Source organism: Bradyrhizobium betae, from assembly GCF_008932115.1.
Classification (GTDB): domain Bacteria; phylum Pseudomonadota; class Alphaproteobacteria; order Rhizobiales; family Xanthobacteraceae; genus Bradyrhizobium; species Bradyrhizobium betae.
The window spans coordinates 79,510-102,117 of record NZ_CP044543.1; the positions used below are offsets into that span (position 1 = coordinate 79,510).

Genomic DNA, 22,608 nt, shown 5'->3' on the forward strand with positions numbered 1-22,608 from the left:
ATTGTTGCGAACCATGACTTCGCGCGACTCCGCTTCGTCTGAAATCACGCCGGCCGTGCTGCTGCGGGCCTATGCCTGCGGCATCTTTCCGATGGCCGAAAGCGCCGATGATCCGACCCTGTTCTGGGTCGAGCCTGAATTGCGCGGCGTGATCCCGCTCGCGGGATTTCGCGTCGCCTCGCGGCTCGCGCGCTCCGTGCGTTCGGATTTGTTTCGCGTGACCGTCAACACCGCGTTCAAGGCGACCATCGCCGGCTGCGCCGCGCCGCAGGCCGGACGCGAAGACACCTGGATCAACAAGCGCATCCGTGACCTCTATGGCGGCCTCTACGACCTCGGCCATTGCCACAGCGTCGAGGCCTGGCAGGGCGACGATCTCGTCGGCGGCCTCTACGGCGTCAGCCTCGGACGCGCTTTCTTCGGCGAGAGCATGTTTCACACCGCGCGCGATGCCTCGAAGGTCGCGCTGGTGCACCTGGTCGCGCGGCTCATCCATGGCGGCTTCGAGCTGCTCGACACGCAATACGTCACTGAGCATTTGAAGAGTTTTGGCGCGGTCGAGATTCCGCGGCGGCGCTACACCGTGCTGCTCGACAAGGCGCTCGCCGGCGAGCCCGGCGATTTCCTCAGGCTCGCCGACGGCGCCGCGATCCCGGGCGCACGCGCGCTCGAGATCATCGCTTCACGGCAATAATCGGCGACGGGACTCTGTTCACCTCTCCCCGTCGGGGAGAGGTTGACCAAGGGCAGCTTGCCGAACCCAATAAGGTGAGCCTTACCGGCCAAACCCGGGAATACCGAACAGACCCGGACGCTGCTCCGGCGGCGGAGGCGGTGGCGGCGCCGGTTGCTGCTGCTGGATCGGCGGCAAGGGCTGCGGCGGGCGCTGCTGCACGGCCTGCTTGGGCGCGGCCTTCTTCTGCGCGGGCGGCGGCGGTGGCGTGGCCGGCTTGTTCGCGGGATCGGGCGCCGCGGTCGCGATGGTTTGCTGCGGCTCTTTGCAGTCGGTCAGCCAGATGTCGTAGATCGGATGCTCGACGCCGTGCAGGCCCGGGCTTGCCGCATACATCCAGCCCGAGAAGATGCGCTTCACCTCGCCCTGCAAGGTGATCTCGTCGACCTCGACGAAGGCGTCGGTGTTGGTGGCCTCCGTCGCCGGCCGTGTGTAGCAGGCGTTGGTCTTGACCCTGAGCGCGCCGAACTGGACGGTCTCGCCGATATCCTCGTCGAAATTGATGATGCGCCCGGTGATCTTGTCGAGGCCCGAGAAGGTCGCCTTCTTGTTCACGATCTTCTGGGCCGGCGGCTCGGTCACGACCTCGTCGCCCGGCTGCAGGCTCGCCGGCGTCTGCGGCACCGGCCCGCCCTTCTGCTGGGGCTGGCGCTGACCGGGCGCACCCGGGGCGCCCTGCGGATTGGACGGCGCGACCGCGACGGGCGGCACCTGGTTTGGCGGCGCGGCGGTGGAGCCCGGCGGCGGCGCCAGCGGCTGGGTCTCGACCGGCCCCGGCATCACGTTACCCTGCCGTCCCGGCGGCGGCGCCATCGGGCGCGACGGCAGCACACGGCCCTGCGGCGGCAGTTCGGGGACCTCTTCGTCGTCGTCGGGGATCTGCGGCTGCGGCTGGCCACGCGGGATCGCGCCGGGCGGCCGCGGCGGCGGATCGGAGAAGATCGTGCCGATCTGCGCCTGCGCGGGAGTCGCAACCGTCAATGCGGTGGCGGCCAGAAGCGCCGCAAGACCTGTCAGGGTAAAGGTTCGAACCATTGTCTCGCGCGGCTTCAACAGCGAATCGGGCTTGCTGGACATTCTACAGGGGATACCGCCGCTCGCAGGCCATCCGGTTAACACGGCGAATACGGCGGGGAAAGGGCGGCATTCCTGCCCTGCCCGGTGCCATCTGGCCAGAGCGGCGGCCGAATGGGATAGTCGAGACGCTCCTCCCCGGGGCCGAGGCGGGCATCGCCCCCGAAGATTGCGTCCAACCATAACCAGAACCTCAAGGGTCCCCCGCCATGCCCGTCGTGCTCGATCCCGATGCCGCCGCCGTCTACAAGGCCTTCCAGGAGGCCGGCCGCCCCGCCTACGAGAGCCTGACCGCGGACGAAGCGCGCGCCTATTACGCGCAGGCGCGCTTTGCCACCAATCCTGACGCGCCGGAGTTGGCGCGCGTGGCGCCGCTTGCGATCCCGGCGCCGCACGGCACGATCCCGGCACGCATCTATGTGCCGAAGCAGCCACGTCTGCAGAACGGCCTGTCGCCCGCGCTGGTGTTCTTCCACGGCGGCGGCTGGGTGATCGGCGACCTCGACTCCCACGACGTCGTCTGCCGCCAGCTCGCCGTTTCAGGCGCGCTGATCGTGATCTCGGTCGACTATCGCCTCGCGCCCGAGCACAAATTTCCGGCCGCCGCCGATGACGCGATCGCCGCCACGACATGGATCGCCGCGAACGCGCGCGAGCTCGGCATCGACGCCGCGCGCCTCTCGATCGGCGGCGACAGCGCCGGCGGCAACCTTGCGGCCGTGGTCGCGCTCGCGGCGCGTGACGGCGATGGTCCGAAAATCGCCGGCCAGGTCCTGATCTACCCGGCGACCGATTTCGCCATGACGCACGGCTCGCACAGCGAGCCCGAGACCAGCGTGCTGCTGACCCATTCGGTGATCCGCTGGTTCCGCGATCATTATCTGAACGGCGTCGCCGATATCCACGACTGGCGGGCCTCGCCGGCGCGCGCGCAGAACCTTGCCGGCCTGCCGCCGGCCTATGTGCTGACCGCCGGCGCCGATCCCTTGCGCGACGAAGGCGACGAATATGCCGCGCGCCTCAAGCAGGCCGGCGTGCCCGTCACGACCAAGCACTATCCCGGCCAGTTCCATGGCTTCTTCACGATGGGCAAATTGCTGCAACAGGCCAATGTCGCCGTCAGCGAGATTGGCGCGTGGCTGAAGGGATTGGGCTAGATGCGTGATGGTCCGCGGGCGTTGGCCTGTCCCTTGACGAAGCCACCGGCGAGCTGCATATTTTAGCTAGAATTTCTAGCCAGAAAGACCAAGCATGTCCAAGCGAGTCTGGTCCGTGCAGGACGCAAAAAACCGCTTCAGCGAGGTGGTCAATGCGGCGCAGCGCGCGCCGCAGACGGTGACGCGGCATGGCAAACCCACTGTGGTCATCCTGAATGCCGCGGAGTTTGAACGCTTGCAGGAACTGCAACGCGCGCGGGCGCCCTCTCTTTCCGATCTGCTTCTTGAAATGCCGCAAGACGACGAGGAATTTCCACGCGCACGCATCGCAAATCGTGACATCGGCCTCTGATGTTTCTGCTCGACACCGTCACGCTGTCCGAACTGCGTCGGACCAGACGCAACCCGTCCGTGGTCGCCTGGATGGAGCGGCAGCGAACGCCCGATCTTTTCCTGAGTGTCGTCAGCATCGGCGAAATCGAACGCGGAATCGCGCGTCAACGCGCTGCGGATCCGAGCTTTGCAGATGCGCTCGCCGCCTGGCTGGATCGCCTTCTCGCTCTCTACGGCGCACAAATCTTGCCGTTTGATCTCCAGACCGCACGCCGCTGGGGGACTCTCAGTGCCGCGCTCGGCAACGAAAGCGCCGACCTCATGATCGCCGCCACGGCCCTCGAACACGGGCTGACCGTCGTGACGCGCAATGTGTCGGACTTCAAGCCGGCCGGAGTCCGCATCGTCAATCCATTTGAAGGCAAGTAGCCAGCCTCGCCCTCGCGTCGCTATCCCGGACACTCCAGAATGAACTCTGCTGTTTTGCGCGCCTTCCCCCTGCGCGCACTGACCTGGCTCGGCGGCCAGGGCACCCGCGCGGTCGCCGCCGTCGTGTTCGTCGCAGTCGCGGTGCCGCCACTGGGCGTGCTGCTGCGGCCCTACATCACCGAAGCGATCTTCGTTCTGCTCAGCATCTCCTTCATGCGGGTCGATCTCGCCGCGCTCCACCACCATCTGCGCCGGCCGGCGCTGGTCGCGACCGCGACGGTCTGGACCACGATCGGCGTGCCGCTGATCGTCGGGCTGATCGCCCATGCCACCGGGCTCACCAGCCGCTCGCCCGGCCTGTTCCTCGCGCTGATGCTGCAGGGCATGGCCTCGCCGATGATGGCAGCGCCCGCGCTGGCCGCGCTGATGGGCCTCGATGCCACGCTCGTGCTGGTCACGCTGGTGGCTTCGACCGCGCTGGTGCCATTCACGGCCTCGCTGTTCGCCGGCCTCTTCCTCGGCGACATGCTTAGCATCTCGCCGCCGGCACTGGGCTTGAAGCTATCAGGCATCCTCGCGGCATCGCTGTTGGCCGCGACCTTGATCCGATGGACCTTCGGCGCGGAGGCGATCCAGCGTCACAAGAAGCCAATCGACGGCTTCAACATCATCATCCTGCTGGTCTTCGCGGCCGCGATCATGGGTGATGTCGTGACCGACCTCTTGACTCAGCCGCTGTTCACGATCGGCCTCGCGGCGCTGTCCTTCGCGATCTATTTCACGCTGCTCGCAGTGACCACGCTGCTGTTCCGCCGCATCGGCTATGAGCGCGCGCTGGCGCTCGGCCTGATGGTGTCACAGCGCAATCTGGGCCTGATGCTGGCCGCGACCGCCGGCGCGCTGCCGCCCACCACCTGGCTCTATTTCGCGATGACGCAGTTTCCGATCCATCTGGCACCCTACATGCTGACGCCGATCGCGCGGCGGCTGACGGCACGGGCGGAGACGGCTAGAGCGTTTTCGAGCGAAGTGGATACCGGTTCGCGTGAAGAAAACGCGTCAAAACAAGAATCTAGAGCTTCAGTTCTGATTCAATCAGAACCGAAGCTCTAGCGCAGCCGCCGCGGGCAGTTCGCCGTAGGCTCTCTCGAGCCTGCCTACTTTTGAGGCGACGTACGAAAAATGGATCGTCCGAGGCTTGGGCTCGCCCCGCTACCTTAGACTGTAAATTCACAGGTGTGGCGAGCGCACAACAGCAAAGCCCAACGTCCCGTGATTTAATGTCCACGGCGATTCCATCAAGCCGTCGGCACGCCGTACCTACATTGGAATTATTCATATGAAGCTTGCTGGCTTCTCTACAGCGATTTTGCTCGCATCCTGTTGCGCAGCGTCTGCCGCCGACCTCCCCGTAAAATACAAGGCCCCGCCGCCGGCTCTCTGGAGCTGGAGCGGCCTCTATGGCGGCGTCAACGCAGGCTACAGCTTCGGACGGGATACGGTTCGGGAATATCCCGACCTCGCTCTGCCACCGGCGCAGGGGCGCGTCCTGCCATCGGGCGCCATCTTCGGCGCGCAACTCGGCTACAACTGGCAGATGGGCCGTTTCGTATGGGGTCTCGAAGGGGACTTGCAATGGAGCGGTCAGCGCGACACCGCCTGCGGAGGCGTGGAGTGCTTCCAGAACTGGAACCAGGAGAACGCCGCCAATCTGTATCAACACGACGTTCAATGGTTCTCGACGGCGCGAGGCCGGGTCGGTCTGGCGAATGCTGACACCTTGCTGTACCTGACCGGCGGTGCGGCTTGGGCTGGCGTCCGTGAGACGACAACCGTGGTGCGTGATGATCTTCCCTCGTCACTGATTCAACGGCATGTCCTGGGTGGCTGGGCGCTCGGCGGCGGCATAGAAGGACGCTTGTCCCAGGCATGGACTGTCAAATTTGAATATCTTCATCTCGAATTCAAACCCAGCACAGTGGCGGGACGCGTTTCCGCTTCCAGCGGCAACTTCGGCTTCGACTTCGTCGATCGTGTCGATAGCCGCGTCACCGACAACATCGTTCGCATCGGTCTGAACTACCGTCTGCTGGATGGATCTGGCACAGGCTTGCCTCAGCCCGATCCGGCCATGACGGCTTGGCGCTGGAGCGGACTTTACGCTGGCCTCAACGGCGGCTACGGCGCCGGCAACACATCGTTCAAGCAATTCTACTATTTCGACCCAGCCGCTGCTCCGCTTCCCGGCGAGCTCACGCATTACACCTCGTCTTATGCGCGAGATAAGGCCTCACTGCAGGGCGCGCTCGCAGGAGGCCAGATTGGCTATGCCTGGCAACTTGATCACATCGTGTTCGGCCTCGAGGGCGATGCGGCCTGGAGCGGACAGAAGGACACCGTTGCCTACGACACTCTTTCCCAGAAGTTCAACTGGTTCGCAACGGCGCGCGCACGAGTGGGCTGGGCGCAACGCGGCTATCTGCTGTATGTCACCGGGGGCGCTGCTTTCGCCGAGATCGGCGAGACCGACGTTGGACTGGGAACGGACGTCGCGAACTTCAAGCTGACCAAGACCGGTTGGGTGGCAGGCGCAGGCTTGGAAGCGTGGCTGACCGGACGGTGGACCGGCAAGATCGAATATCTGCACGCCGATCTCGGCAACATGAACAACACCTTCAATTATCAGGCCGTCGTGTTCGGGACCGCCGCGCAAGGAACGCAGTCCACTGTTCGCAACGATCTCATTCGCATCGGCCTGAACTACAAGCTGATGGACTGAGCTGTCGCTCCGCGAGCGCGAGCAGGCCCAGCCTGCGCCGGGACTAACGCACGACCTGCATTCTCCTACCCCGCCCGCGCCGCACGCCGCAGCGCCTGCGGCGGCTGGCCGAACGCGCGGATGAAGGCGCGGCGCATGCGCTCGGGGTCGCGGAAGCCGGTCGCTTCCGCAACCAGTTCAATCGCTTCGCGCGAGGACTGCACGCGCTCGCGCGCAACCTCGATCCGCAACCGTTCGATCGCCTTGGATGGCGTCGTGCCGGTCTCGGCGGCGAAGGCTCGGGCAAAATGCCGTGCGCTCATGCCGGCGCGGTCGGCGAGATCTTCCACGGTCAATCGCGCATCCAGATTCTCGCGCGCCCAGGACAGCAGCGCGCCGAAGCGGCCGTTCGGCGTCTTCAATTCCAGCAGCGAGGAGAATTGCGACTGGCCACCGCTGCGGCGATGATACAGCACGAGTTGCCGCGCGACCTGCTGCGCGATCTCCTCGCCATGGTCCTCAGTGACCATCGCGAGCGCCAGATCGATGCCCGCGGAGATGCCCGCCGACGTCCAGACGTTGCCGTCGTGCGTGAAGATCTGGTCCGGCTCGAACTTCACCTTGGGATAGCGTGCGACGAAGTCCCGCGTGCGTCCCCAATGCGTGGTGGCGCGGCGGCCGTCGAGCAATCCGGCCTCGGCCAGCACATAGGCGCCCGAGCAGACGCTGGCGACCCGCACGCCGCGCCTGGCCAGCCGCTGCACGAAAGCGCGCGTGACCTCGCAGCGGGCCGCATCCGCCACGCCCGCGCCGCCCGCGATGACGAGTGTCGTGATCGCATTCGCCGACTTGAAGTCCCGCGCCATCATCTCGACGCCGGACGAGCTGCGCACCAGTCCCGCGTTCAGCGCCAGCACCTTGATCCCGGTCGTCGTCTTGCCGCTGGCGCGCGCCGCGATCTCGAACACCGAGATGGGACCTGCCGCATCGAGCAACTGGAAATCGGGGAAGATCAGGATGCCGATCATGGTGATGTCCGAAAGTGAGGGAATTACGCCATTTCGGACAGAAGGGCATCATGCCAGGCTGCGTCCGTCAAGCTCATAGTTGGAGGCTCTCATGTCGTCACCGCTCCAGATCGGACTTCTGGTGTTTCCGCGCGTCACCCAGCTCGACTTCACCGGCCCCTTGCAGGTTTTCGCGATGGTTCCGGGTGCCAAGCTGCATCTGATCTGGAAACGGATCGAGCCGGTGCCAAGCGATTCCGTGATGACGCTAATGCCGACCACGACGTTCGCCGACTGCCCGCAACTCGACGTGATCTGCGTGCCCGGCGGCGGCCGCACCAACGATCTGCTCAATGACGAGGAGGTGCTGGATTTCCTGCGCAAGCAGGCCGAAGGCGCGAAGTACGTCACCTCGGTCTGCACGGGATCGCTGGCGCTCGGGGCCGCCGGTCTCTTGAAGGGCTATCGCGCCGCGACCCATTGGAGCGCGATGGAGATGCTGAGCCAGTTCGGCGCGACGCCGACCAAGACGCGCGTCTGCGTCGACCGCAACCGCATCACCGGCGGCGGCGTCACTGCGGGAATCGATTTCGCGCTGACGCTGGTGTCGATCCTGGTCGACCGCACCACGGCGGAAGCGATCCAGCTCCAGATCGAATACAACCCCGCACCGCCGTTCAACTCGGGCTCGCCCGACACAGCGCCGGCCGAAGTGCTGGCGCTGCTCAGGGAACGCGGCGCGCAAAACCAGGCGCGTCGCCTCGAGGCGGTGAAGCGCGCGGCCGAGCGGGTGAAGTAGTTTCTGCTCTCGTGTCCCGGACGCGGTGCAGCGTGTAACGCTGCTCCGCTGGGCCGGGACCCAGAACGCGGCCCCTGGGCCCCGGCTCTGCAGCGCAACGCTTTGGCGGCGCACTGCGTCCGGGGCACGTGACTCAACACAAAAGAAAAAGGCCGCCCGGTTTCCCGAGCGGCCTTTCCTGTCTTACGGCGGCTGCACATTTCATCGGACGATTTCGGAGCTTCCAGACCGGGGGCCTATCTCCCGATCGAGTCCTGGTCGGCGGCCGCTGCATCTCGGGACAGTCGCGAACTGTTGCCCGAACCGAACGCAATGGTCTCCCATCTCCGTAAGATCGGGCCATTGAGCCGCATCGCCTGCGGGGCGGCAATGGGCGCGCAGGCGCCATCCCCGCTGTTCCCGTTGTCCACAGCGGCGTGAGGCGGATGCTGGTGCATCCAGTCGGACGGTGAAGATTCGGCGGAGACCGGCAGCCTAGCCGGGCGTCCAGGGCTGGTAGTCGCCGGTCGCCTTCGGGCGCTTGCCGCTGGCGAGGGTCGAGCCCGAGGGCCGGTAGGCGTTGGCGGTGCCAGTGAGATTCGGCTGGTGCGGCTTTTCCCACTCGCGCGGCTGATAGTTGTCTTGCGTCGGCGGCACATCGACGACGTGATGCATCCAGCCGTGCCAGGACGGGGGGATTCGGCTCGCTTCGGCGTAGCCGTTGTAGATCACCCAGCGCCGCTCGAAGCCGAGCGTCGGATCGATCACCCCGCCGCGGGTGCGATAGTAGAGGTTGCCCTGCTCGTCCTGGCCGACCAGCTCTCCGTACCGCTTGGTCCAGAGCTGGGTGCCAAACGTCTGGCCACTCCACCAGGTGAAGAACTTGAGAAAGAACTGTTTCATGCGGCAAGGGCCCTGCTTCGTCTGGCCCTGATGCCATCCGGGCGGCGAAATGTCCAGTTCGGCCGCAGCGGCCTTGCCCCACGCAAACGCGTGCCCGCCCCAAATCGGACGCGATCCGTTCATGCCGGGTACAGCGACGACGTGAAAATCTGCCCCTTACACGCGCACAGCCGCGTGAACCCAGGAACTACAGCCCATTCGATGGGTTTGCTTCCGGGAAAAGGAGTTTGAATATGAACAGTCTGAAGGTTTTAAGCGCCGCTGCAGCGCTGGCGCTGGTTCTTCCGTTGGCGACGCCGAGCTTCGCCCAGGGCCCCGGCCATGGCGGCCGTGGCGGTGGTGGCGGCGCTCATTTCGGCGGTGGCGGCGGTGGCGCCCACTTCGGCGGCGGCGGCCCGCGCATTGGCGGGGGCGGCTTCGGTGGCGGTGCGCGGATCGGTGGCGGTGGCAATTTCGCGGCCGGCCCGGCGATGCGTCCGAGCGCCGGACCCGGCTTCGGTGGCGGTGGCCGTCCGGTCGCGACCGCGGGCAACAATTGGCATGGCGGCGGCGGTAACTGGCACGGCGGCGGCTGGCGTCGCCATGGCGGCGGTGGCTTCTGGCCCGGCTTCGCGGCGGGTGCCGCGATCGGCGGCATCGGCTCGTACGCCTATTACGGCGGCGGCTACTACAACGACCCCTACTACTACGGCGAAGACAGCTATTATGACGAGCCGACAGTTGCGGTGGTCCCCGACAGCGGCGGAGATTCGTCGGCCTATTGCGCGCAGCGCTACAGGTCCTACGACCCGGCCTCGGGCACGTATCTCGGCTATGACGGCCTGCGCCATCCCTGTCCGTAAGCTGATCGACAACATCTAGAGGAAGAGGCGTCGCATTCAAGCGACGCCTCTTTCGTTTGTCGCGCGCGCATCGCCCGTTACGCGCGTCGCGCGCGCATCATCCTTGCGACGTTCTCTACATTTTTATCGTCGATGGACCCGTATTCACGACACCGTGCATATCGACAATGATCCAATCCCAAATTGACCCATTGCTTGATTCGCCTATATCACCGACAGGTATGGGGACTTCGATCTACTGGGAAATGTCATGCCGCGTATCCTCGTGGTAGATGACGATCCGATGGTCGGCGCGACCATCGAGGTCCTGCTCCAACGTCAGGGCTTCGACGTCACGCTGGCCGACGGCGGAGAAACGGGGCTGGCTGCGCTCGAAGCGCAGACGTTCGATGTGATGCTGGTCGACATTTTCATGCCGCATATGCGCGGCTTCGAATCCATCCGCATCTTTCACGAGCGCGCGCCCGCAATTCCGCTGATCGCGATGTCAGGCTACGCGTTCGCATCATCCGCCTCGCCCTCTCCCGACTTCCTCCGCATGGCGCTGGAGCTCGGGGCTGCGCGCTGCCTGCGCAAGCCCTTCACACCGGACGCGCTGCTGGCCACGATCCGGGAATGCCTCGGCGGCTCCGGCGAGGCCGCACAGCCGAAGGACAAGAAAGAAGCACCTTGATCCCCTCGCAGCGTGTCATTCTCGGTGCTGGACTTGCAATCCTCCTGATCATCACCGCCGCCTCGATCGGACTCGACGTCAAGTCGCGGTCGGACGCTGCCCGCGTCAACCGCACCGTCGAGGTGTTGAAGAAGATTTCGGATGTGCACCTGCTGGTTCGCCGCGCCGAGAGTGCGGTGCGCGGCTACGACATCTACCGCACGGCCGGCTTTGCCGATGAATTCCAGGCGACCCGCAGCCGGATCGCACCGGCGCTCGGCGACCTCAAGCTCGCGGTCCGCGACAATTCCGATCAGTTGACGCTGTTCGAAGCCACCGAGCCCCTCATCCTCCGCCGCATCGAGGTCGCGGCCGAGGCGCTGCGGCTGCGCACGAATGGCGATGCCGACGGCTTCAATGCGCTGAGAGACCGCGCCGAGGGCCGCGGCCTGATGGAAGCGCTGACAGCAAATCTGGAGCGGCTTGCCGCAGGCGAGCAGAAGCTGCTTGCCGACCGCGAGGCCGACTCGCGCCGGACCGGCATCGTGCTGCTCGGGATCGACGTCATCGGTGCGCTGGTGATCCTGCTGCTGGTCGTCATGCTGCTGCGCGAGAGCCGGCGCACGACGGTTCAGCTCCAGAGCTGGCTGCACGCGACGCAGGCCGCCAAGGAGGCGCTCGAGGCGGCGGTCGCCGAGCGGACCGCGCACCTCGTCACCGCACATGACGAGCTGCGCCTGTCGGTCAACGTGCTGCAGAGCACGTTCCACAGCATGGCGGAGGCGGTGCTGGTGATCGACGCCGACAGCACCATCCTGTTGTCCAATCCGGCGGCGGAGCGCATGCTGTTGCATCGCACCGGCATGGGCCTCGGCAGTTTGCGCGCGATGTCGGACGTCTATCATGGCGACGGCGTCACGCCGCTCAAGCCCGACGAACTGCCGTCGGCGCGCGTGCTGCGCGGCGAGCAGTTCGAAGAGCTGGAGATGATCGTCCGCCCGCACAGCGGCAATGGCGTGCGCCATCTCATGATCAGCGGTCGTCCGATGCGTGACGGGCAAGGCAAGGTCACCGGCGCCGTGCTGGTCTATCACGATGCGACGACCTCGCGCGAGATCGAGCGGCAACTGCACCAGTCGCAGAAGCTCGATGCCATCGGCAAGCTGACCGGCGGCGTCGCGCACGACTTCAACAACATGCTGACCGTGATCTCCGGCAACACCGAGACGCTGGTCGCGAGCTTGAAGCAGCAGCCCGAGCTGCAGCGCGTGGCGCGCCTGATCGACGATGCCACCGAGCGCTGCGCCGAGCTGATCCAGCACCTGCTCGCCTTCGCGCGCCGGCAGCCGCTGCAGCCGCGTGATGTCGAGATCAACGGCGCGATCGCCGACATCGCAAAACTGCTGCGCCCCACCCTCGGCGAGCAGATCCAGATCGAGACCGTGCTCGAACAGGGGCCGATGACGGCGCATATCGATCCGTCGCGGCTGACCAATGCCGTGCTCAACATGGCGATCAACGCCCGCGACGCGATGCCGAACGGCGGCAAGCTGCTGCTGGAGACCCACCGCGTCGTGCTGGACGAGGCCTATGCGCAGGCCAATGCGGAGGTGCGGCCCGGCCCCTACGTGATGCTCGCGGTCAGCGACACCGGCAGCGGCATGTCGGCGGACATCCAGCAGAAGGCCTTCGAGCCGTTCTTCACCACCAAGGAGGTCGGCAAGGGAAGCGGCCTCGGCCTCTCCATGGTCTACGGCTTCGTCAAGCAGTCCGGCGGCCACATCAAGATCTACAGCGAGCAAGGCCACGGCACCACGATCAAGCTCTATCTGCCGCCGGGCGAAGGCATGATCGAAGCAGCCGCCGCCACGACGACGCCGGCCGAAGGCGGCGCCGAGACCATCTTCGTGGTCGAGGACGATGCCATGGTGCGCAACTTCGTCACCACGCAATTGCAGAGCCTCGGCTACAAGACGGTCGCCGCCGCCGACGGCCACGCCGCGCTGCAACTGATCGAGGCCGGCCAGGCCTTCGATCTCCTGTTCACCGACGTCGTCATCCCCGGCGGCATGAGCGGACGCGAGCTCGCCGACGAAGTGGCCAAGCGCCGGCCGGGCGTGAAGGTGCTCTACACCTCCGGCTACACCGACAACGCCATCGTCCATCACGGCAAGCTCGACGACGGCGTGATGCTGCTGACAAAACCGTATCGCCGCAACCAGCTCGCCGAGATGATCAGGAAGGCACTGGGCGGCGGGGGGATGGCGGCGGGCTGACGCACCTGCTTGCGTTGCGTCAAGGCGGCTCGCGACGTGCAGGCCTAGGGTCGTTTCCGCAAAAAGGGGCAAAGGGAAAGACCAGTCATTTTCATTTCGCCAGACGATTTCAGAATCAAAGCAGAGAATTTCGACCTCACGCGCATGGAGAACATCGTTCGCATCGCGTGCGGCGCCTTCTACCTTCCGCACGTCGCGGGAAAATTCGCCGGCTTCGGCGTTCTCAATCCGCCCATCGTCAAGTTCTTCGCCGCCGCCGGCCTGTCGCCGCCCGAAGCCTGGGTCTACATCGCCGCTGCCGCCGAACTGTCGGTCGCCATCACGTTGACGCTCGGCATCTGCACGCGTTTCGCCGCGCTCGGCTCGGCTGCGCTGATGGTCGTGGCGGTCTACTCGCTGCAGGTCGTGAAGGGTTTCGGCTGGACCTGGAACACGGGCGGATACGAATACCCGGTGTTCTGGGGCATCTGCTCGCTCGCCGTGGCCGTGCAGGCCTGGAGGGTCTGGCTGAACGCACGCCAGAGCGCCGTGCAGGCCGGCAGCGGCGCGGTGCGGATTGTGCCCGCGACATAGCGGCCTACCGCGTCGCCAGCACCACGGCCACCAGCGTGAACATCAGCGCCGCGATCTGCCCGGGCCCGAGTGGCTCGTGCAGCGCGATCGCGGAGGCCGCGACGCCGATCACCGGCACCGCCATGGTGCCGATCGCCGCCACCGAGGCCGGCAGGCGCGACAGCGCGGCGAACCAGCTGACATAGGCGATGCAGAACTGCACCACGGTCGAATAGACCAGCAGCCACCAGCCGACCGGCGTCACCAGCTCGATATGCGAGGTCTCGAAGGCGAGGCCGACGATCGCGATCGGAAAGCAGCCGAGCCCGATCTGCCAGGCCGCCGCCGTCACCGGCGGCAGGCGGATCGGGTATTTCTTCAGCAGCACCGTGCCGAGCGCAAAGCCCGCCGCGCCACACAGCGCCATGATGATGCCGGGCAGCTTCGCCGCGCTGGCGGCGATGCCGTTGCCGCCCATGATCGAGGCCAGCCCGACAAAGGCCATCAGCAGCGACAGCGTGCGCAACAGGGTCGGCCGCTCGCCCAGCACCGGCCAGGCGATGATCGAGGCCCAGACCGGCATGGTGTAGGCGATCAGCGCCGCCTCGCTGGCCGGCAGCCAGAGCAGCGCCAGCCCCATCAGCACCATCCAGCCGGTGACGTTGAGAAGCCCGGCCAGCACCAGCCGCGGCCAGATCTCGCGCGCGACCCTCAGGCTGTCGCCGCGGACCAAGGCGAGCGCGGCCAGCAGCAACGCGCCGAGCACGCCGGTGACCCCACGCAGGGTCAGCGGCGGCAGCTCGGAGAGCAGGAACTTCGTCACCGGCCAGTTGAAGCCCCAGCCGATCGAGGTGATGGCGAGGAACATCAGGCCGGCCGGGGCGATGCGCGGTCGCGCATCCCGGCGAGTCGAATCAAGCATGTGGGGACCCCGGCGGAAAACGGCGCCAGCTTGGCGCGGATTCGCCGGCACCACCACCACCTCGGCGGGCATGCCTGCCCTCACCGTCCGTAGCCCTACGTGAGTCCCCCCTGCGCAACCCCGTCGGCCAAAAATATACCTGCCCTGTGAAGAGCGGGAGGAAGCGTCCGGAACACCACGGGATGAAAATTTTTTCGGTTGGGAATCCCTGAGGACTCACTGATACTTGCTTCAACAACAGGCGCGGGCTTGCCCCCTGTTATCCCCCACAATCCACCATATTTAGTATTTGATTCAGGAACTCGCACTAGTTCTTGACGGGCTCAACGGAGAGTCCTAGCTTTCGAACCGTTCGGCGCGAGTGAGTTTGCGTCCCGCCGGCACTCCCCAAAGGGTCTCGCAAATCGCCACTCCGCCAGGCCAGCCAAAGGCAGCGGGATAAGGGCTTGTCTGCCCGGCGAAGCAGACTTTTCGGGCGCCAGAACGGGCCGGCAACAGGCTCGAATGGCACGGTAGACGTTGTGATGTTGTGGGGCGTTGAACGCATGTCACGCACATCCCCTTGGGGGCGGATGGGTGTGGGCATGCCGGCCGATGAAAGGTGCACGCACCGACCCATCGCGCCGGGAGAAACTGGGCCGGAACCACCGGCTGAACTGCGAAGCCTTTGGGCCGGCACGGCCGCTGGAGGACTCGCCAACCGAAATATCGACCCGGTCGCCTTGCGGAGGCGCGCCGGTTAAAAATAAGGACGGGGCAATACGATGCGGATTGAGCGGCGCCACACCACTTCGGGACAATCACCTTACGCCGGGATCGAATTCCGGCACACCACGTCGGAGATCAGGAATCCCGACGGCTCGGTCGTGTTCAAGCTGGAGAACGTCGAGGTGCCGACCGCGTGGTCGCAGGTCGCCTCCGACGTGCTGGCCCAGAAGTATTTCCGCAAAGCCGGCGTTGCCGCGCGCCTGAAGAAGGTCGAGGAGGAATCCGTCCCCTCCTTCCTGTGGCGCTCCGTGCCCGACACCGAAGCGCTCGCGGCCCTGCCCGAGAAGGAGCGCTATGTCAGCGAGCTCTCGGCCAAGCAGGTGTTCGACCGCCTCGCCGGCTGCTGGACCTATTGGGGCTGGAAGGGCGGCTACTTCACCTCCGACGCGGACGCCCAGACCTTCTACGACGAGCTCCGCTACATGCTGACCATGCAAATGGTCGCGCCGAACTCGCCGCAATGGTTCAACACCGGCCTGCACTGGGCCTATGGCATCGACGGCCCCGGCCAGGGCCATTATTACGTCGACCCCTTCAGCGGCAAGCTGACCAAGTCCAAGTCGGCCTACGAGCACCCGCAGCCGCACGCCTGCTTCATCCAGGGCGTCGGTGACGACCTCGTCAACGAGGGCGGCATCATGGACCTCTGGGTCCGCGAGGCCCGCCTGTTCAAGTACGGCTCCGGCACCGGCTCCAACTTCTCGCGCCTGCGCGGGGAAGGCGAAAAGCTCTCCGGCGGTGGCCGCTCGAGCGGCCTGATGAGCTTCCTCAAGATCGGCGACCGCGCCGCGGGCGCGATCAAGTCGGGCGGCACCACGCGCCGCGCCGCCAAGATGGTCGTCGTCGACGTCGATCACCCTGACATCGAGACCTATATCGACTGGAAGGTGAAGGAGGAGCAGAAGGTCGCCGCGCTGGTCACCGGCTCCAAGATCAACCAGAAGCACCTCAAGGCGGTGCTGAAGGCCTGCGTCAACTGCGAAGGCTCGGGCGACGATTGCTTCGACCCCGAGAAGAACCCTGCGCTCCGCCGCGAGATCAAGCTGGCGCGCCGCAGCCTCGTGCCTGACAATTACATCAAGCGCGTCATCCAGTTCGCCAAGCAAGGCTACAAGGACATCCAGTTCGACGTCTACGACACCGACTGGGATTCGGAAGCCTATCTCACCGTCTCCGGCCAGAACTCCAACAACTCGGTGTCGCTGAAGGACGACTTCCTGCGCGCGGTCGAGACCGACGGCGACTGGAATCTCGTCGGACGCACCACCAAGAAGATCACCAAGACGCTGAAGGCGCGCGACCTCTGGGAAAAAATTGGTTACGCCGCCTGGGCGTCGGCCGACCCGGGCCTGCACTTCAACACCACCATGAACGACTGGCACACCTGCAAGGCGTCCGGCGACATCCGCGCCTCCAATCCGTGCTCGGAATACATGTTCCTGGACGACACGGCGTGCAACCTCGCATCGGCGAACCTGCTGACGTTCTATGACATCGAGGCCAAGCGCTTCGACGTCGAGGGCTACGAGCATCTCTGCCGGCTCTGGACCATCGTGCTCGAAATCTCGGTGATGATGGCGCAGTTCCCGTCCAAGGCGATCGCCGAGCTCTCCTACGAGTTCCGCACCCTCGGCCTCGGCTATGCCAACATCGGCGGCCTCCTGATGACCATGGGCCTGCCCTATGACAGCAAGGAAGGCCGTGCCATCGCCGGCGCGCTGACCGCGATCATGACCGGCATCACCTACAAGACCTCGGCGGAGATGGCTGGCGAGCTCGGCACCTTCCCCGGCTACAAGAAGAACGCCGCGCACATGCTGCGCGTGATCCGCAACCACCGCCGCGCCGCCCACGGCCAGTCCAACGGCTATGAGGCGCTCTCGGTCAACCCGGTGCCGATGGACCTCGTGTCCTGCCCGCAGACCGATCTGGTCACCCACGCCCAGGCCGCCTGGGATGCGGCGCTCGAGCTCGGCGAGAAGCACGGCTATCGCAACGCCCAGACCACGGTGATCGCGCCCACGGGCACGATCGGCCTCGTGATGGATTGCGACACCACCGGCATCGAGCCCGACTTCGCCCTGGTGAAATTCAAGAAGCTCGCCGGCGGCGGCTACTTCAAGATCATCAACCGCGCGGTGCCCGCGGCGCTGCGTGCGCTCGGCTATCGCGAGAGCGAGATCGCGGAGATCGAAGCCTACGCCGTCGGCCACGGCTCGCTCTCCAACGCCCCCGGCATCAACGCCTCGACGCTGAAGTCCAAGGGCTTCACCGACGAAGCGATCGCCAAGGTCGAAAAGGCCCTGCCGACCGCCTTCGACATCAAGTTCGCCTTCAACAAATGGACCTTCGGCGAGGATTTCATCCGCGACCAGCTCGGCATCGGTGCCGAGGCGATCGCGGCCCCCGGCTTCGACCTGCTCCAGGCCGTCGGATTTACAAAACGCGAGATCGAGGCGGCTAACGTCCACATCTGCGGCGCGATGACGGTGGAAGGTGCCCCGCACCTGAAGGCCGAGCACTATCCGGTGTTCGACTGCGCCAATCCCTGCGGCAAGATCGGCAAGCGCTATCTGTCGGTCGAGAGCCACATCCGCATGATGTCGGCGGCGCAGCCCTTCATCTCGGGCGCGATCTCCAAGACCATCAACATGCCGAACGACGCCACGGTGGAGGACTGCAAGTCCGCCTACATGCTGTCGTGGAAGCTGGCGCTGAAGGCCAACGCGCTCTATCGCGACGGCTCCAAGCTCAGCCAGCCGCTCAACTCGCAGCTCATCAGCGATGATGAGGACGAGGACGATGCAGTCGAGAGCCTCTACGAGAAGCCGATGGCGGCGCGTGCCGCCCAGGTCTCGGAGAAGATCGTCGAGAAGCTGGTCGAGCGCATCATCGTGATGCGCGAGCGCGAGAAGATGCCGGACCGCCGCAAGGGCTACACCCAGAAGGCGGTCGTCGGCGGCCACAAGGTGTACTTGCGGACCGGCGAATATGACGACGGCCGTCTCGGCGAGATCTTCATCGACATGCACAAGGAAGGCGCGGCGCTGCGCTCCTTCATCAACAACTTCGCCATCGCGGTGTCGCTGGGCCTGCAATACGGCGTGCCGCTCGAGGAATATGTCGACGCCTTCACCTTCACCCGCTTCGAGCCGGCGGGCCCCGTGCAGGGCAACGACAGCATCAAGTACGCGACCTCGATCCTCGACTACGTCTTCCGCGAGCTCGCGGTGAGCTACATGTCGCGCTTCGACCTCGCCCATGTCGATCCCACCGAGTCCAACTTCGACGCGCTCGGCAAGGGCGTCGAGGAAGGCAAGGAGCCGGAGGAGCCGAGCCACCAGGCGAACAGGCTCGTGTCGCGCGGCCTCACCCGCTCCCGCACCGACAATCTGTTCGTGATGCGCGGCGGCTCCGCCGCTGTCACGCAAGGCAACGACAGCGCGCCCTCAGGCGGCAGCAAGGTCACAGCCTTGGCCGGCCACGGCGCGAGCGCCCGGGTCGGCGACGTCCTCGAAGGCGCGGTCGCGCTGAAGCAGGAAGTCCAGCACGACCTCTCCCCCACCGAGAAGCTGGAAGCCCTGCAGTGGAGCAAGTCCGGCAGCGCCGCGCAGGCAGTGCCCAGCAAGGCCGAGCGCCGCGCCGAAGCCAAGGCCAAGGGCTATGAGGGCGAGATGTGCAGCGAGTGCGGCAACTTCACGCTGGTGCGGAATGGGACGTGTATGAAGTGCGATACGTGCGGCAGCACGACGGGGTGTTCGTGAGTAGCGACCCACAATAGTCTGTGAATTCACGAAGGGCGGCCGGAAGGTCGCCCTTTTTGCCAATCTGATCTACAACTTTGCCGCGAGTTATGGTGATTCGCCAATAAAACGAAGGCTCTGGGAAGGATGCGGGCAATAGGTCTGAATTTCCAAAAAGGACGTATTCGGGTTTCGGTCATGGATCGAGACTCGAACGGATCGATAACTCTGCTTTACGCGCGACAGATAACAATCGATCCAGACCTCCCGCTGCCGGAACTCATGGAGCGTTATGCCAGCCAATTCCGAATTCTGATTGATGAATATGGCCCAGACTTAGTTGCAGCACGCCAAGTCTGGGACATAAACGGAGTCGACGCAGCCGTCAGTCAGGTAGCGCCGTTTGGAATAGCTGCGTATGTATGCAACGAGAGGGATATAAGGTTTTGCCATTATACGCCGCAGGCCCTCAAACAACCGACGCGGTTCAATCTCGCCAAGGGAGTCAATCCGCTGAGCGCGGTTGATGGGACTTTTGGATCGCACCCACCATACTGGGACGATATCCAGAAAACATCGCTGCTCGTTGCTTGGCGCGCCCCGTTGGATCATTGAAGCATGCCAATTCATCTCACGGTTGGTCAACAGATTGGAAAGTACACCACCTCCGACTTTCTCGGTGCTGGCGTCTTCGGTTCAGTATACCGGATGCGCGACAACCTCATGAATCGTGAAGTCGCCGTCAAGTTCGTTGAGAATCAGAACCCATCAGCCTTTGTTGCTCACTACGAGGCCCAGATACTCCATCAATGCCGGCATGATCGAATTGTCACGGTCAACTCGGTCGACGTTCTGCAAGACACTCAAGCTCGATACTATGCCGCGATTGATATGGAGTATGCTGCGAACGGATCTGCTCAAAGACTGATCGACACCTCACACATTTCTGTTCGCCAGGCGATAAAATTGACCATAGACCTACTGTTTGCGTTAGGGCACGCACACCGTCAGGGCGTATTGCATCGCGATGTCAAACCGGCCAACATCCTCTTGGCGGGTACGAGGGGCAAATTGTCTGATTTTGGCTTGGCCGCCAATGCATCTGCCTCCCTAACGGCAAGCGGAGCTGGCTCCCCTGTCTACTGCGCCCCAGAGGTAGTCAACGACGACAAAACTAACCCACGCACTGATATCTTTTCAGCAGGAATGACCCTCTTCCAACTGGTGAATAACATATCAAGCTTAGCTGCCTTGGTGCCGTCTTTGGACACCATCAAATTAGGTCGGGTTATTTCACACATTGGATACGCAAAATATGTCCCTCGACGTTTGCGATATATCTGCAACAAGGCGTGCGAGACAGACCCGACCGATCGCTACGAGTCGGCCGATCAGATGCGACAAGCATTGGAAAAGCTTCACGTCGAACAAGATTGGATCAGATCAAACGCGACCACGTGGAGCGCGACGGTAAATAGCCAGCAGCACGAAATGACGATCGAGCACTCTAGCCAGTATGAAATGGTGTACAGAGTAAATGGGCGAAGACGAAATGCGCACTGTACTTTGTGTGGCAGTCAGGCCTCCGCCTCACAGGCTCAAGAAGATTGGGTGTACAAAAACACGTTCTAGTTCGGTTACACACTGGCAAGTCAAACTGCCGGATCAATTCGCCGACCCAAGGTTCAAAGGGCGCGAAACGCGTACGGCACCGGTCTCCAATTTTGCGCGTTGGACTACAGATACTTCAAAGCGACGAATTTGACGCCAACCTTGTGGATGAGACTCTATTTTCAAGGGTGCATCAGGCCATGGCCAAGCAGCAACGAAAATTGTCGCCCCTCTTCACTTATAGTCCCGCATCTGACCCCGGCTATGTGAACGTTAGAGACGCGAGCGATGGTCCATTAAAGTCAGCTCGCTGGCTCTGCGAATATCTCTGGATCATTTATCAGAATCACGCAGACGAACAATTTCGTACCGAATTTCGCAGCAATTTCGACCAGCGTTTTTGGGAGATGTATCTCACGATGACTCTGATCTTTTCGGGGTATGAGGTGACTTGTCCTAATCCAGGCCCAGATATCGGGGTAATACATCGCGGTCGCCGAATTTGGTTTGAAGCGACGACACCGCACAAAGGCGCTCCAACCAATCCCGACAGGGTCCCTACCCCAGCGGGGGGAATGCTGGAAGATGTTCCAGAGGACAAGCTGGTTCTTCGACACCTGTCAGCAGTATCGGCGAAGTGCAGCGAACAACATAAGGCTTGGCTTGCTCGCGGGATTATTGCCAAAGAGGACGCATATATCGTTGCAATAAATACTCGTGAGCTAGGTTTTCATGATCCTAAGGCGGATCCACCCATTATTCTGCAGACAGCCTACGGGATTGGAAAGCCTTTCTTCGAAATAGATCGCCAAACCGGGACTGTAGTTGCAAAGAAATATGAGCAGCGATCACACATTTCTCGAACTCCGACTACACTGTCCACTAGCTCAGACAAGACCGCCCCCAGCAAACAGAAAGCACCAGTGGAAACCGGCGTTTTTCAGGATAAGCAATATGCTTTCCTCAGCGGTCTTGTATGTTCGCACGTTGATGCCGCAAACTGCGCTGGAGAGATGGGGTCGGACTTTCAAGTGGCTAGCAACCCGAACGCTGAGGTATTGTTGCCCGATGACATTCGCTTACGAGGCAATCACTACGAAGGAAGGCGACAAGGGAGCGAAATTCAGGTCGTCAGGAAGTTCCGATCATAGCAAGCACGTAAGGTAAGTGAATGAAACGTACCCACCACTTGCTTTCCCCCGTCGATCACGCCTTCAGCTAACCCCGCCGACATTACACTCCGCGTCCGTCGGTCGCGGAATCGCGGTAACAGTGCACATTGATACCTCGCTCCGTCCTACGGATCGGCGGCTTCGCTCGAGTTTGGTTCCGGCTTCGATGCTCACAATGCTCGACCGGTGAATTACCTTTGCGGCTGCGCCCTTCTCTCCTAAACTCCCAACCCCGTCGGCATCAGTTCCGACGGGCCCGGTAGAAGCGGAGTTGACGTTATGCCCAAACCGGAAAGCTTCCCGATCGAGAAGATCTTCGTTCCCACGAAGCAGAAGAAGGCCCTCAGGCCGGAGAGCGTCGCGGAGATCGCGGAAAGCATGCTGGACATCGGACAGCAGGAACCCATTTCTGTTCGGCTCGACGGAGACCGCCTCGTTCTGGTCGAGGGACTGCATCGGTTAGAGGCCTGCAAGGCGCTCGGCGAGACGACCATTCTCGGGGTCGTCGTCCCGGCCGAACTGGCTCAACCCAAGCCGCTGCTCGCGGAGCGACCCGAGGTCGAGGCTGAGCGCCTCAAGATGGCGCGATTGAAGCAGTTGCGCCTAGAGAAGGAAGCCGCGGAGGCATCGACGGCCGCCTTTAAGGGCGCTGGCGCAACGGAAGCGTCGCGCGCCCGTTCGGCGAAAGGCGTCCGCGACAATGCGAAGGCATCGCTGGGCCGGGCCGCGAAATCGGCGCCGAAATCATTGTCGGCCTGGATCAATCAGCAAAAGGGCAGCGGCGAACGCTATTGATGGCCGTCGAGGACCTATTCGACCTTCACGTTCGTCTCTTCCGCGATCTGTTTCCAAGATTACGGCGACAGTGCATAAAACCATGCACGATGGCTTGGCGGCA

At 63.8% G+C, this 22,608-nt stretch carries 20 protein-coding genes; 16 read left to right on the forward strand and 4 right to left on the reverse strand.

Annotation, left to right across the window (positions count from 1 at the left end):
* The first annotated feature begins 13 nt into the window (after positions 1-13).
* Positions 14-694: a leucyl/phenylalanyl-tRNA--protein transferase gene (gene aat / locus F8237_RS00330; protein WP_151641871.1), complete on the forward strand. Its 681-nt coding sequence runs from the start codon at positions 14-16 to the stop codon at positions 692-694.
* Between the two features lie 81 nt (positions 695-775).
* On the opposite strand, the gene F8237_RS00335 is transcribed toward aat, so the two are convergent.
* A complete protein-coding gene (locus F8237_RS00335; protein ID WP_162005818.1) occupies positions 776-1,810 on the reverse strand; it encodes a DUF2155 domain-containing protein in 1,035 nt (344 codons plus the stop codon).
* Positions 1,811-2,016: 206 nt separating this feature from the next.
* On the opposite strand from F8237_RS00335, the gene F8237_RS00340 reads away from it, so the two are divergent.
* The 5 genes from F8237_RS00340 to F8237_RS00360 all read left to right on the forward strand — a co-directional run bounded on the left by F8237_RS00340 (position 2,017) and on the right by F8237_RS00360 (position 6,505).
* Positions 2,017-2,964 (forward strand): alpha/beta hydrolase, encoded by a 948-nt coding sequence (locus F8237_RS00340; protein ID WP_151641873.1) that lies wholly within the window; start codon positions 2,017-2,019, stop codon positions 2,962-2,964.
* 94 nt (positions 2,965-3,058) lie between these two features.
* On the forward strand, positions 3,059-3,316 hold the full coding sequence (locus F8237_RS00345) for a type II toxin-antitoxin system Phd/YefM family antitoxin (protein WP_151641874.1): 258 nt from the start codon (positions 3,059-3,061) through the stop codon (positions 3,314-3,316).
* Entirely contained in the window at positions 3,316-3,726 is a 411-nt protein-coding gene (locus F8237_RS00350) for a type II toxin-antitoxin system VapC family toxin (RefSeq protein ID WP_151641875.1), read from the forward strand. Before F8237_RS00345 ends, F8237_RS00350 begins: the two co-directional genes overlap by 1 nt.
* A 39-nt stretch (positions 3,727-3,765) precedes the next feature.
* Complete coding sequence (locus F8237_RS00355) at positions 3,766-4,839, forward strand: Na+-dependent transporter (protein WP_244626050.1); 1,074 nt, start codon at positions 3,766-3,768, stop codon at positions 4,837-4,839.
* A 226-nt stretch (positions 4,840-5,065) separates the two neighbouring features.
* Positions 5,066-6,505 carry an outer membrane protein gene (locus F8237_RS00360; RefSeq protein ID WP_151641876.1) on the forward strand — a complete coding sequence of 480 codons (1,440 nt, stop codon included), beginning with the start codon at positions 5,066-5,068 and terminating at the stop codon, positions 6,503-6,505.
* A gap of 65 nt (positions 6,506-6,570) precedes the next feature.
* Here F8237_RS00360 and F8237_RS00365 read toward each other — a convergent pair whose 3' ends face one another.
* A complete protein-coding gene (locus F8237_RS00365) occupies positions 6,571-7,512 on the reverse strand; it encodes a GlxA family transcriptional regulator (protein ID WP_151641877.1) in 942 nt (313 codons plus the stop codon).
* 91 nt (positions 7,513-7,603) lie between these two features.
* On the opposite strand from F8237_RS00365, the gene F8237_RS00370 reads away from it, so the two are divergent.
* The gene (locus F8237_RS00370; RefSeq protein ID WP_151641878.1) at positions 7,604-8,290 is read left to right on the forward strand and encodes a DJ-1/PfpI family protein; all 687 of its coding nucleotides are present in this window, start codon (positions 7,604-7,606) and stop codon (positions 8,288-8,290) included.
* A gap of 474 nt (positions 8,291-8,764) precedes the next feature.
* Here F8237_RS00370 and F8237_RS00375 read toward each other — a convergent pair whose 3' ends face one another.
* A complete protein-coding gene (locus F8237_RS00375) occupies positions 8,765-9,172 on the reverse strand; it encodes an NADH:ubiquinone oxidoreductase subunit NDUFA12 (protein WP_151641879.1) in 408 nt (135 codons plus the stop codon).
* A 233-nt stretch (positions 9,173-9,405) separates the two neighbouring features.
* Between F8237_RS00375 and F8237_RS00380 the strand changes: the two genes are divergently transcribed.
* The 4 genes from F8237_RS00380 to F8237_RS00395 all read left to right on the forward strand — a co-directional run bounded on the left by F8237_RS00380 (position 9,406) and on the right by F8237_RS00395 (position 13,515).
* Entirely contained in the window at positions 9,406-10,014 is a 609-nt protein-coding gene (locus F8237_RS00380; RefSeq protein ID WP_162005819.1) for a BA14K family protein, read from the forward strand.
* A 250-nt stretch (positions 10,015-10,264) separates the two neighbouring features.
* Positions 10,265-10,687 (forward strand): response regulator, encoded by a 423-nt coding sequence (locus F8237_RS00385; protein WP_151641881.1) that lies wholly within the window; start codon positions 10,265-10,267, stop codon positions 10,685-10,687.
* Positions 10,684-12,942 (forward strand): CHASE3 domain-containing protein, encoded by a 2,259-nt coding sequence (locus tag F8237_RS00390; protein WP_151641882.1) that lies wholly within the window; start codon positions 10,684-10,686, stop codon positions 12,940-12,942. Before F8237_RS00385 ends, F8237_RS00390 begins: the two co-directional genes overlap by 4 nt.
* 87 nt (positions 12,943-13,029) lie before the next feature.
* Positions 13,030-13,515, forward strand: coding sequence for a DoxX family protein (locus F8237_RS00395; protein ID WP_151641883.1), 486 nt, complete (start codon positions 13,030-13,032; stop codon positions 13,513-13,515).
* Between the two features lie 4 nt (positions 13,516-13,519).
* On the opposite strand, the gene F8237_RS00400 is transcribed toward F8237_RS00395, so the two are convergent.
* A complete protein-coding gene (locus F8237_RS00400; RefSeq protein ID WP_151641884.1) occupies positions 13,520-14,416 on the reverse strand; it encodes a DMT family transporter in 897 nt (298 codons plus the stop codon).
* Positions 14,417-15,180: 764 nt separating this feature from the next.
* Between F8237_RS00400 and F8237_RS00405 the strand changes: the two genes are divergently transcribed.
* From F8237_RS00405 to F8237_RS00425, 5 genes are all read left to right on the forward strand, one after another.
* On the forward strand, positions 15,181-18,948 hold the full coding sequence (locus F8237_RS00405; RefSeq protein WP_151641885.1) for a vitamin B12-dependent ribonucleotide reductase: 3,768 nt from the start codon (positions 15,181-15,183) through the stop codon (positions 18,946-18,948).
* Positions 18,949-19,125: 177 nt separating this feature from the next.
* Positions 19,126-19,542 (forward strand): crossover junction endodeoxyribonuclease RuvC, encoded by a 417-nt coding sequence (locus F8237_RS00410; RefSeq protein ID WP_162005820.1) that lies wholly within the window; start codon positions 19,126-19,128, stop codon positions 19,540-19,542.
* Positions 19,543-19,545: 3 nt separating this feature from the next.
* The gene (locus tag F8237_RS00415; protein WP_151641887.1) at positions 19,546-20,559 is read left to right on the forward strand and encodes a serine/threonine-protein kinase; all 1,014 of its coding nucleotides are present in this window, start codon (positions 19,546-19,548) and stop codon (positions 20,557-20,559) included.
* 179 nt (positions 20,560-20,738) lie between these two features.
* The gene (locus F8237_RS00420; RefSeq protein WP_151641888.1) at positions 20,739-21,689 is read left to right on the forward strand and encodes a hypothetical protein; all 951 of its coding nucleotides are present in this window, start codon (positions 20,739-20,741) and stop codon (positions 21,687-21,689) included.
* Positions 21,690-21,989: 300 nt separating this feature from the next.
* Positions 21,990-22,505 (forward strand): ParB N-terminal domain-containing protein, encoded by a 516-nt coding sequence (locus tag F8237_RS00425; protein ID WP_151641889.1) that lies wholly within the window; start codon positions 21,990-21,992, stop codon positions 22,503-22,505.
* The last annotated feature ends 103 nt before the right edge of the window (positions 22,506-22,608 follow it).

Bases quoted from the DNA above. Each gene is read 5' to 3' on its own strand.
- aat (WP_151641871.1), top strand. From the start codon at position 14: ATGACTTCGCGCGACTCCGCTTCGTCTGAAATCACGCCGGCCGTGCTG.
- F8237_RS00335 (WP_162005818.1), bottom strand. From the start codon at position 1,810: ATGTCCAGCAAGCCCGATTCGCTGTTGAAGCCGCGCGAGACAATGGTT.
- F8237_RS00340 (WP_151641873.1), top strand. From the start codon at position 2,017: ATGCCCGTCGTGCTCGATCCCGATGCCGCCGCCGTCTACAAGGCCTTC.
- F8237_RS00345 (WP_151641874.1), top strand. From the start codon at position 3,059: ATGTCCAAGCGAGTCTGGTCCGTGCAGGACGCAAAAAACCGCTTCAGC.
- F8237_RS00350 (WP_151641875.1), top strand. From the start codon at position 3,316: ATGTTTCTGCTCGACACCGTCACGCTGTCCGAACTGCGTCGGACCAGA.
- F8237_RS00355 (WP_244626050.1), top strand. From the start codon at position 3,766: ATGAACTCTGCTGTTTTGCGCGCCTTCCCCCTGCGCGCACTGACCTGG.
- F8237_RS00360 (WP_151641876.1), top strand. From the start codon at position 5,066: ATGAAGCTTGCTGGCTTCTCTACAGCGATTTTGCTCGCATCCTGTTGC.
- F8237_RS00365 (WP_151641877.1), bottom strand. From the start codon at position 7,512: ATGATCGGCATCCTGATCTTCCCCGATTTCCAGTTGCTCGATGCGGCA.
- F8237_RS00370 (WP_151641878.1), top strand. From the start codon at position 7,604: ATGTCGTCACCGCTCCAGATCGGACTTCTGGTGTTTCCGCGCGTCACC.
- F8237_RS00375 (WP_151641879.1), bottom strand. From the start codon at position 9,172: ATGAAACAGTTCTTTCTCAAGTTCTTCACCTGGTGGAGTGGCCAGACG.
- F8237_RS00380 (WP_162005819.1), top strand. From the start codon at position 9,406: ATGAACAGTCTGAAGGTTTTAAGCGCCGCTGCAGCGCTGGCGCTGGTT.
- F8237_RS00385 (WP_151641881.1), top strand. From the start codon at position 10,265: ATGCCGCGTATCCTCGTGGTAGATGACGATCCGATGGTCGGCGCGACC.
- F8237_RS00400 (WP_151641884.1), bottom strand. From the start codon at position 14,416: ATGCTTGATTCGACTCGCCGGGATGCGCGACCGCGCATCGCCCCGGCC.
- F8237_RS00405 (WP_151641885.1), top strand. From the start codon at position 15,181: ATGCGGATTGAGCGGCGCCACACCACTTCGGGACAATCACCTTACGCC.
- F8237_RS00410 (WP_162005820.1), top strand. From the start codon at position 19,126: ATGGATCGAGACTCGAACGGATCGATAACTCTGCTTTACGCGCGACAG.
- F8237_RS00415 (WP_151641887.1), top strand. From the start codon at position 19,546: ATGCCAATTCATCTCACGGTTGGTCAACAGATTGGAAAGTACACCACC.
- F8237_RS00420 (WP_151641888.1), top strand. From the start codon at position 20,739: ATGGCCAAGCAGCAACGAAAATTGTCGCCCCTCTTCACTTATAGTCCC.
- F8237_RS00425 (WP_151641889.1), top strand. From the start codon at position 21,990: ATGCCCAAACCGGAAAGCTTCCCGATCGAGAAGATCTTCGTTCCCACG.